This window comes from Flavobacterium sp., assembly GCF_043720215.1.
Classification (GTDB): Bacteria; Bacteroidota; Bacteroidia; order Flavobacteriales; family Flavobacteriaceae; genus Flavobacterium.
In genome coordinates this window covers 1-8,575 of sequence record NZ_JAYSSZ010000208.1, presented here as the reverse complement: position 1 = coordinate 8,575, position 8,575 = coordinate 1, and the positions used below count along the sequence as shown (strand labels likewise).

The following is an 8,575-nucleotide window of genomic DNA, read 5'->3' as shown; positions in this document are numbered from 1 at the left end:
CATCGGTTGCATTCATTCCTCCGTAATTCCCATACCATGCACGAGACCCATCTGGAGAAGTTACAATAAAATACATTGCAGCTCCTGTTCCTTTTAATTCTACTTTTGTATTACTCTGAACTTCAGTTTCATATTGTGAACCATCAGACCAATATGCTCCCGTACCCGATTTTAACAATAGCCGTTGTCCATCAAGAGATAACTTATCATCCGAATCAAAATCTACTCCATCTCTAAAACCATCAATATCTTGTCTTGTTGAGATTCGAGCAATGTTAGAAATACTATTGATATTCCACCCTTGTCCTACAATACCTCCATTCTGCCCACTTGCGTAAACCAAATTTATTATTGGACCAACATCTTTTATACTTGCTGGCATAGCAATAGGCAAAGTATAGTTAGCTTGACCGGCACTTGAAATTTCAAGTTTACCTTGTGTATCGTGAAAATTTTGAGAAAATAATGTGTTTGCTAAAAATAGCATTATGACTAATAAACGTAATTTCATTGGTGTGTATTTATTCTTTTATAATTTTGATTGATTTTTCTTCCCCATTTGCATATAACAACAATAACGTATATATACCGTTAGGATATACTCCAAAAGTCATGGTCTGATTGTCTGTGTTTTCTAACTTATTATATGATTTTACCAACTGTCCGCTCAAAGAATACAATTGTATTGAAGTTACTTTATTATCATTTATTAATTCCCATTTAAGATATAATTGTTCTTTTACAGGGTTTGGGTAATAGGAAATAACATCCGTTGGGAAGAATTTTTGTAAATCTTCTTGCTTTAAATCGGCTACTTCTTTGGGTGATTCTCCTGAGTTTTTAGCTGGACAGCCTAAACACATCAATCTTTGAATTTGATTACCTGCATCATCATAAGCGAAACTTATTTTTTGCTGAGCGTTGCTCATTAAGCTTAGTAATAGAAAGGCAAGAGTAAGAAGTTTTTTCATGATTAATTTTTTAGTTAACTATTGTATTTTTAATGATTTCATATAAAATAAATGCGTGAAGCAATGTCTACCGTTAAAGAGGTACTCGAATACCCTTGACACGAATAAACAAAGCCCACGCAAGTGCATGGGCAGAGTCTATCCTTGTGTCAATTAAAAATTTCGAGTTTTCTTTAACAAGAATAAAGCAATGCTTTATATTTTTTAATACGGTAAGAACGATTTTTTCATTATTTCGTGCAAATATAGCATTTTAGTAATGTGTTTTTTATAAAATAGATGAAAGGCAAAATAAAACGATGAATTACGCCACAATACACCGAATTGAATTGATAAGATTGATAAGCAAAAAATGAGGTAAACATTTTTTTATTTTACCGATTTGTAAAAAACGGATTTATGCGGCTGTTTAGGTGCAAAATGGAATGTGTGGTTTGTTACTTTGCCTTATTTAGATATGTTTTGGCTTGATTATTTTCTATTAAAAAAACTACAATTGTTTGTGGTGAAATTTGGTTATCAATCTTATCAATTCAAAATAAAGAAAAAGAGAGTAAATTAGTGTCAGTGTTCAGTTTTTAGTATTCAGTTGTTTTTGGTGCTAAATAAACAAAGTGGAAGTCTTCGACTTCCACTTTACTAGCTTATTTTTTTTGCCACATATTACATACCTTTCGACTACACTCAAGGTGACAAAGCACAGATTTTTTATTCACTAAATTCCTTGTTTTTGTTTTCTACTTCTTCATAACTGAATTCATTAAGTGAGTATACATAGCCATTTTTTGTATTAAATCGAATAAAACCATGTTTCTTTAGTGCTTTACCTAATTTGTTAATCGTTCCGTCTGTAATGTTTATCTTGGCTTTTTCGGCTAGTTTGGCTGCTATCTGAGAAGTGTTGAGAAATGCATTTGCCTTTTCTCTTTCACTTGGTTCAAACCACGTTAAAAGCAGTTCTTCTTCTGGGCTTCTTAACTGGTATTGTTCGTTATTTTCGGTAATTGATTTTATTTCTTCCTGGTCAAACCAAAACCTAAAACCACTTTTAAAAAGAAACAATGCTTGTGAAAATGCCAAATTTATATCTACATCGTGCTGGTATTGGATGCCTTCCAACTCAAAACAAAGAAATCTTCTGCTTCCTGTACTGTCGTTCAAAAATTGAGCAGTATTGACACTTCCCGCAAATGATGCCCTTCTGGGCATTGTTTCGTTGTTGTGTCCGTAGGCTTTTCTCATTCTGATTTGGGTTTTTGTAATGATTTCTTTTAAACTTCCAATTTCGGAACGGTTAAGATTTTCTAATTCATCCAAGTTGATTAACATACATTCTGCCAGTTGAACCAACGTATCTTTATTGTTTGGGTTTATGGTTCCAGAAAATAAATATTCTTTTAATTGTTTGGGAACTAATTTTTCAACCCACGTTGTTTTTCCTAATCCTTGTTTGCCACTGAATACGATTACTGTGTGATTTATAACCTTTTCATCAAGAACACACCCAACCATTGCTACTAACCATTTTTTAAAACATTGCTGCCAAAGTTCTTGTTTTGTGGTTGTTATCGTGTTTGCTAATTGAAGGATATAATCTTCCCCACCCCAACCCTCCCCTTCGGGGAGGGAGCTATTGGGTTGGTATTCTGGTAAATTATTGAAATAATCTTCAAAAGGATTGAACAGTACACAAAAATCTGAATAAAGCAAGTTTCTCAGTGATGAAAGGTTTGTTTTAATTCTTGCTTTTAGACATTCACGCAACATAGAATTTTCGATAAAATCGTTCATTACGTTCCACTTTTTCTTTCCGAAATATTGAAACTCTAACTTACCTGAAACTATGTTATGACGAAAAACATACTTTCCTGATAAAAAATTTTCGAGTTTGTCAATTTGTGTAACTCTCGGTTTTTCATCGTCGTCGTCATCTTCATCATCAGTGTTTTTGCTAGTTTTTTTGTTTTGTTTTTCATTTGGATTAGTTGCTTTTTCGGTTTTACCAAATTCTAAAATATTGCCGTAGGCACTTGTTACTGCTTGTGAAACTTCTTTGTCATCAAAATTAAAATCGGTTTGAATGAAATTTAAAGCTATATCCATTGGTACTGCTTTTCGGTTCATATTACAGGCTAATTGATGTACAAATACGTTACGACTACCATTCGCATATTGCACTTTTTTTTCGGTGAATTTTATGCAATGATTGTAAATTACTTCGTAATTGGTTTCGGGTATTGGGTCTTGGGTTTTAGGTTTTGGTCGTGTTTCGATTAAAGGAATTTCGACTTCGCTCGATGTGACAAAGGTTTTTGAATTCTCGTTTAGATATAAATTTTCATCGAAAGAATAAAAGCATAATCGAGTTATATCTTTGCCCGATTTATCGATTTCTAATTTTAAAATACTCTCGTAATGTGCTTGAATTTTTATAAAAGTTTCTTTGTGTTCGGTTTTTGGCGTGTCTGTTTTGACTAAAATTTTTAATCCATTTCCCGACGGACTGATGAAACTGGCAAAAGTAAACTCGGATTGATTGGCATTTATTGATGCTTTTTGTAATTCTTCCTTACTCAATTTATCAATATCCAAAATAATAAAATTAGAATATTCGGCTAAAAATTCCAGTTTACGCCCTCCAACAAATTTTGCTGAAGGTGTAAAAGCAGGAAGTGATTTTTTAACTTTTTCGTAAGCTTCTAATTTGTTTTCGGTAAGTGATTTTCGCAAGTAAACTATGGCGTGTTTGTACTTTCCTGTTTTTATTTCTTGGAGGATTTCGGTTATTTTTTTATGTTCTATTACTTCGTTGAAGTTTTTAAAAACTGTTATTGTTTTTTCCATTTCAAGCTTATTTTTTAAAAGATTGATGATTTGTGTTTTGTTCTTGTTTCTTTTCTTTTGGCTTGACCCAAAAGAAACAAAAAGTCAAGTCTTGGAATTTTCAGCGGTCAATCTTAATTTCAAATCCTAAAAGAAAAGAACTCGGCTAAAGCCTCAAACAGCATTTCTTTTTACGGATTTTTCAATTGATTGACACTCGCTTCCAAATTACTAGGACGATTTCGAGTTTCGATTAATATTCGTCTTACAATCGCAAACTTCGCAAGTTCCGTTACACTCTTTCATATTATTTACCTTTAAAAGATTTGTTGTAATGCTCTTGCATTAGTTTTTCGACATCTGATAATTTGTAATAAATTTTGTTACCCACTTGACTAAAAGAAATTTTTCCCTCATCTCTCCAAGTTTGTGCGGTACGTTTTGAAATTTTTAAGAGTAATAGAAATTCTTGATTATCTAAAAACGTTTCTTTTTTAGGGTCTGCTTTAATAGAAATTTGACTTTGAATCGTGTCTAATTTGCTCATTAAATCTGTAAATTGGTCTTTTGTGAAGATAATTGCTTCCATTTTTAAAAGTTTTAAATTGTTATGGTGCAAATGGAAGAAATATAAAAAAGTCCGATTAGACTTATTTGGTCTTATCAGACTAAATAGTTTGTTAGACCTTATGAATATTGAAGAGTTAAAATGTTAATTTTAGAAAAAATCGGACTACAGTTTTATTTTCCAGCCATTATTAGGATTTTTATCGGTACGAGTTGGTGACAAATACGTTTGAATTGTAAGAATTGAAAGTTCATTTCCGTTTTCGTCTAGATAATTATCACAAATGAATTTTGCAATTTCTTTTATTTTGTACTCAATGTAAGGTTTTCCGTTTGGCTTTACCTCATTCATCATTTGTTTGTAAGCATCTGTTAAGATGTTTATTGGACCATTTAAACGGATTTTGAATATTGGTTTTATCTCTGAAATTGCTTTTAAATCATTTTCTTGTTTTTCTTTCTCAATATCCAAAAGCAACTTTCTAGTGGTTTGTAATCTTACTTTTAGTTTTTCGCATTGAAAATTGTATTCGCCTAGATTTTTATTTTTTGAAATAATATCCGCTTCTTCATAATCAAATATTTCTTCAGTCAAATAAATTATCTTGTCGTTGAAATTCTCAAGTGTTTCAATATGTTGTTTTGTCTCATGAAATGAAAAATATCTATCCTCTGCATCTGCATTGATTAATCTTTTTGGAGTATTCGTTTTGGTTTCTTTTACGCTCGTAGATTGCATTTCTTTGCGTTTTTGTTCAATCAAATTGATGAGTTTGCTAATTCTAGTAAAAGCACATTTTGATGTGAATAAGCCTTCATTATTGGCTAATAATTTTTCTAATTTGTTTAACCAAATTGATGGTTCTTTTACCTGGTAAATTTGGTAATTTATAAAAGCGGTGTATTCTGATTGTGGTAGCTCGAAAATTTTAGCTATTAAAGCTTCACAATAATTTTGAAGTGTAATTTCTTGATTGATGATAATATCAAATGACAGATTTGTGGCTTGTGCCGTAGGCACTGCCAATAACTCTACAAACGGAGATGTTTGTACTATTTGTTCGTTTGGATTCAATTGCTGTTATCGAATTTGCGTTTTTCATTGTATTTGGAAAGGCAACTAAAAGCATGTTTTACTTTTTTATAGGTTAATCGATATCGCATTTGTAGCTATCTTTCAACTTTTATTGGTGTTTATTGCTCTGAAAATTACTTGTTTCTTCTTGGCTAATTTAGAGATAAAAAAAAATCCTTAACGCAAGGATTTCAGAATAATTTATCAACAATTCTAACAAAATAGAACTACCAAACATTACTACGGATAACAACGATTATTTAAGAATATTATTACATTTTAAGAAATAAAATTTAAAATATATAATTATCGACTGCTTTATCTAGTTCTTCGCTTATGATTTTGGCATAAATCTGTGTTGTGCTAATATCTTGATGATCCATTAGTTTAGAAACATGCTCAATTCTCATACCATTATTTAAAGCATTGGTTGCAAAACTGTGTCTTGACAAGTGGAAAGATAGCGAAAATGGTAATTTTATTGATTTGCCCATCAGTCTCAAATATTTATTACACAGTACATTTCCGCTTTCGATAATTTTATGTTTGGCTTCTTCATTTTTGAAATACAAGTCCTTTTTTTTGACAATCGGAAAAATAAAATCATCTGGCAATGATTTTTCTTTTCGGTATTTGGTCATTATATCTAAAGCAATTTTTCCGATTTTGAAGTGATGTATTCGTCCTGTTTTGCGAATTTCTTTTTTAATTCTGTTTTCTTCAACGTTGAAATGTTGGTGTTGTAAATCGACCACATCACTAAAACGCAAACCACCTGCATAAATAGAAAAAACAAACATATCTCTTGCTATTTCTGACGATGAACCAGAAACAAATTTCAGGTCTAACAGTTCTTGGATTTGCTCTTTGTTTAAAAAAGACCGCACACCGCTATTACGTGTTAATTTGAGTTTGCTAAACGGATACATATATTGTGGAATAATGTCTTCTTTGATAGCTTCTTTGAACATAATAGCTAAAATTATTATCTTTTGGCGTTGGGTTGTGTTCGAGTTTTTCATCACATTACTCATATGGCTGATGTAATCCATCAACACCGAAACGGTAATATCATCAAAATAAACATCTCTTGTGCCTAAATAATCTTCAAATTTTTTGATGCTCATAAAATAGCTTCGATGCGAACTTACGGCGAGATTGCCTTTTATTTTTTCACATCTTTTGTAAGCATAATCAAAAAAGTTCGGCACTTCTTTCCCTTTTATAGCTTCCTTTATTTTATTGATAGAAATGGATTTTACTTTGCGTTCTAAATCGGCAACTTGCCCTTCAGCATCTGCAATTTTTTGAGATAATGAAGCGTTCATTCTTGCACTATTGGAATGGTTCTTTTTTACTTTCTGCTTTATTTCATCCCACTCGCTCTCCTTAAGTTTTACTCCAGCAGTGATAAATTTCGTTTTTCTATCTTTTATGATTCGAATGTACAAAGGGCTGTGTCCTGTTTGGTCTGCCTGATGTGTTCTTAAAACTAGCTTAATTGATGCCATAATAGTTGCGATTTAGAAATGTTATACTATATTTGTAAATCAATGCAAACGAGCGAAGGGACTTATTTTATAGGTATTTACTTCGAGTGCATCGTGGTACTAAGGTACAACAATAGGTACAACTAAACAAGTATTTTGTTGCTTTTTGATGCTTTATTTTTATCTCGTTATTTTTATAAAGTAAATAAATACAGTGCTTTAAGTGCAAAATGGAACTTGTTGGAATTTTGATTTGATAACCACAGATTCACAGATTTGAAAAAGAAAAAAAGGAAGTTAATTACTCTAATTCAAAAAAAAGATAAAAATCAGTACTGATTTAGCAATCAATCCCTTTTTTAAATCTGTGAATCTGTGGTAAAAACACAAATTTTAAAGAATCAGCTCACATAATTTTTTTTGAATTCCAGAGAATAAAAAACATTTTCTTTCGTTAGTACATTTTCACTATTTTTATCAAAAATTAAATCAACCATGCGTTATACAATTCTATTTATACTTACTCTAGCTATTTCTATAACTTCTTGCCGAAAAGACTTTGAAACAGTTCCTAGTTCTGGAAAATTAGAGTTTTCAAAAACTACTGTTTATTTAGATACTGTTTTTACTAATATTGGTTCAAGTACTTATATGCTAAAAGTTTATAACCGAAGTAACGATGATATTACGATTCCAAGTATTGCCTTAGCAAAAGGAAGTGCTTCAAAATACAGATTGATGGTTGATGGTATGTCTGGTGAAGATGGTTCAGATGCAAACACTGTTGGCGATGGCAAAATATTTCCAAATGTAGAACTTTTAGCTAATGATAGTTTGTTTGTCTTCATCGAAACTACTGTCGATATAGCTTCTGCAAATCCTGCTGACATGCTTTACACAGATGAGATTTTGTTTGATGCAGGTGCTTTGCAACAAAAAGTAAATTTAGTAACGCTGATTCAAGATGCCATCTTTTTATTTCCTGACAGAACTCCTAATGGAAGTGGCGGTTATTCTTACGAAAATTTACAATTGGACGATACTGATCCTGATAGTAAAATTTATGGGTTCGAACTTAGTGGTAGTGAATTAAATTTTACCAATGCTAAACCTTATGTCATATACGGTTACGCAGGTGTTAAGTCTGGAGATGTTCTCACAATTGATCCTGGTGCTAGAATACATTTTCATAACGAATCTGGAATCTTTGTAAAAAGCGGTGGAAGTATTCAAGTAAATGGAATAGCCTCACCCACTGCAACACCACTATTAAATGAAGTTATTTTTGAAGGTGATCGATTGGAACCTACTTTTGCCGAAACACCTGGACAATGGGGAATTATTTACCTTGCTGAAGGCAGCACAAATAATATCTTCAATCATGCAACAATTAAAAATGCATCTGTTGGTATCTTTGTGGATAGACAGCTGATATACAGGAGCGGTGCGGGGTCCGACGCGCCTGCCGCGACAACGATGCTGTATTCCATCGCGCCGGCTTCCTCGAGCGTCCGCACCACCTGCGCGATCGTGGACTGCTTCTGTCCAATCGCGTTGTAGATGCAGATGACGTCCTTCCCCTTCTGATTGATGATCGCGTCGACCGCGACGGCCGTCTTGCCCGTCTGCCGGTCGCCGATGATCAGCTC

General features: G+C 32.5%; 6 protein-coding genes and 1 pseudogene. All 7 read right to left on the bottom strand.

Annotated elements, in window-relative coordinates; translation table 11 throughout:
• Positions 1-511 (bottom strand): SpvB/TcaC N-terminal domain-containing protein (locus tag ACHZC3_RS09570; RefSeq protein ID WP_394759638.1); only part of this gene is annotated, 511 nt, incomplete at its 3' end.
• 10 nt (positions 512-521) lie between these two features.
• Positions 522-971, bottom strand: coding sequence for a T9SS type A sorting domain-containing protein (locus ACHZC3_RS09565; protein ID WP_394759637.1), 450 nt, complete (start codon positions 969-971; stop codon positions 522-524).
• A gap of 708 nt (positions 972-1,679) precedes the next feature.
• Positions 1,680-3,815 carry a VapE domain-containing protein gene (locus tag ACHZC3_RS09560; protein WP_394759636.1) on the bottom strand — a complete coding sequence of 712 codons (2,136 nt, stop codon included), beginning with the start codon at positions 3,813-3,815 and terminating at the stop codon, positions 1,680-1,682.
• A 286-nt stretch (positions 3,816-4,101) separates the two neighbouring features.
• The gene (locus tag ACHZC3_RS09555) at positions 4,102-4,383 is read right to left on the bottom strand and encodes a helix-turn-helix domain-containing protein (protein WP_394759635.1); all 282 of its coding nucleotides are present in this window, start codon (positions 4,381-4,383) and stop codon (positions 4,102-4,104) included.
• Between the two features lie 144 nt (positions 4,384-4,527).
• On the bottom strand, positions 4,528-5,436 hold the full coding sequence (locus ACHZC3_RS09550) for a hypothetical protein (protein ID WP_394759634.1): 909 nt from the start codon (positions 5,434-5,436) through the stop codon (positions 4,528-4,530).
• Positions 5,437-5,729: 293 nt separating this feature from the next.
• Complete coding sequence (locus ACHZC3_RS09545; RefSeq protein WP_394759633.1) at positions 5,730-6,947, bottom strand: tyrosine-type recombinase/integrase; 1,218 nt, start codon at positions 6,945-6,947, stop codon at positions 5,730-5,732.
• 1,418 nt (positions 6,948-8,365) lie between these two features.
• Positions 8,366-8,575: pseudogene (locus tag ACHZC3_RS09540) on the bottom strand (F0F1 ATP synthase subunit alpha); the annotation flags it as partial.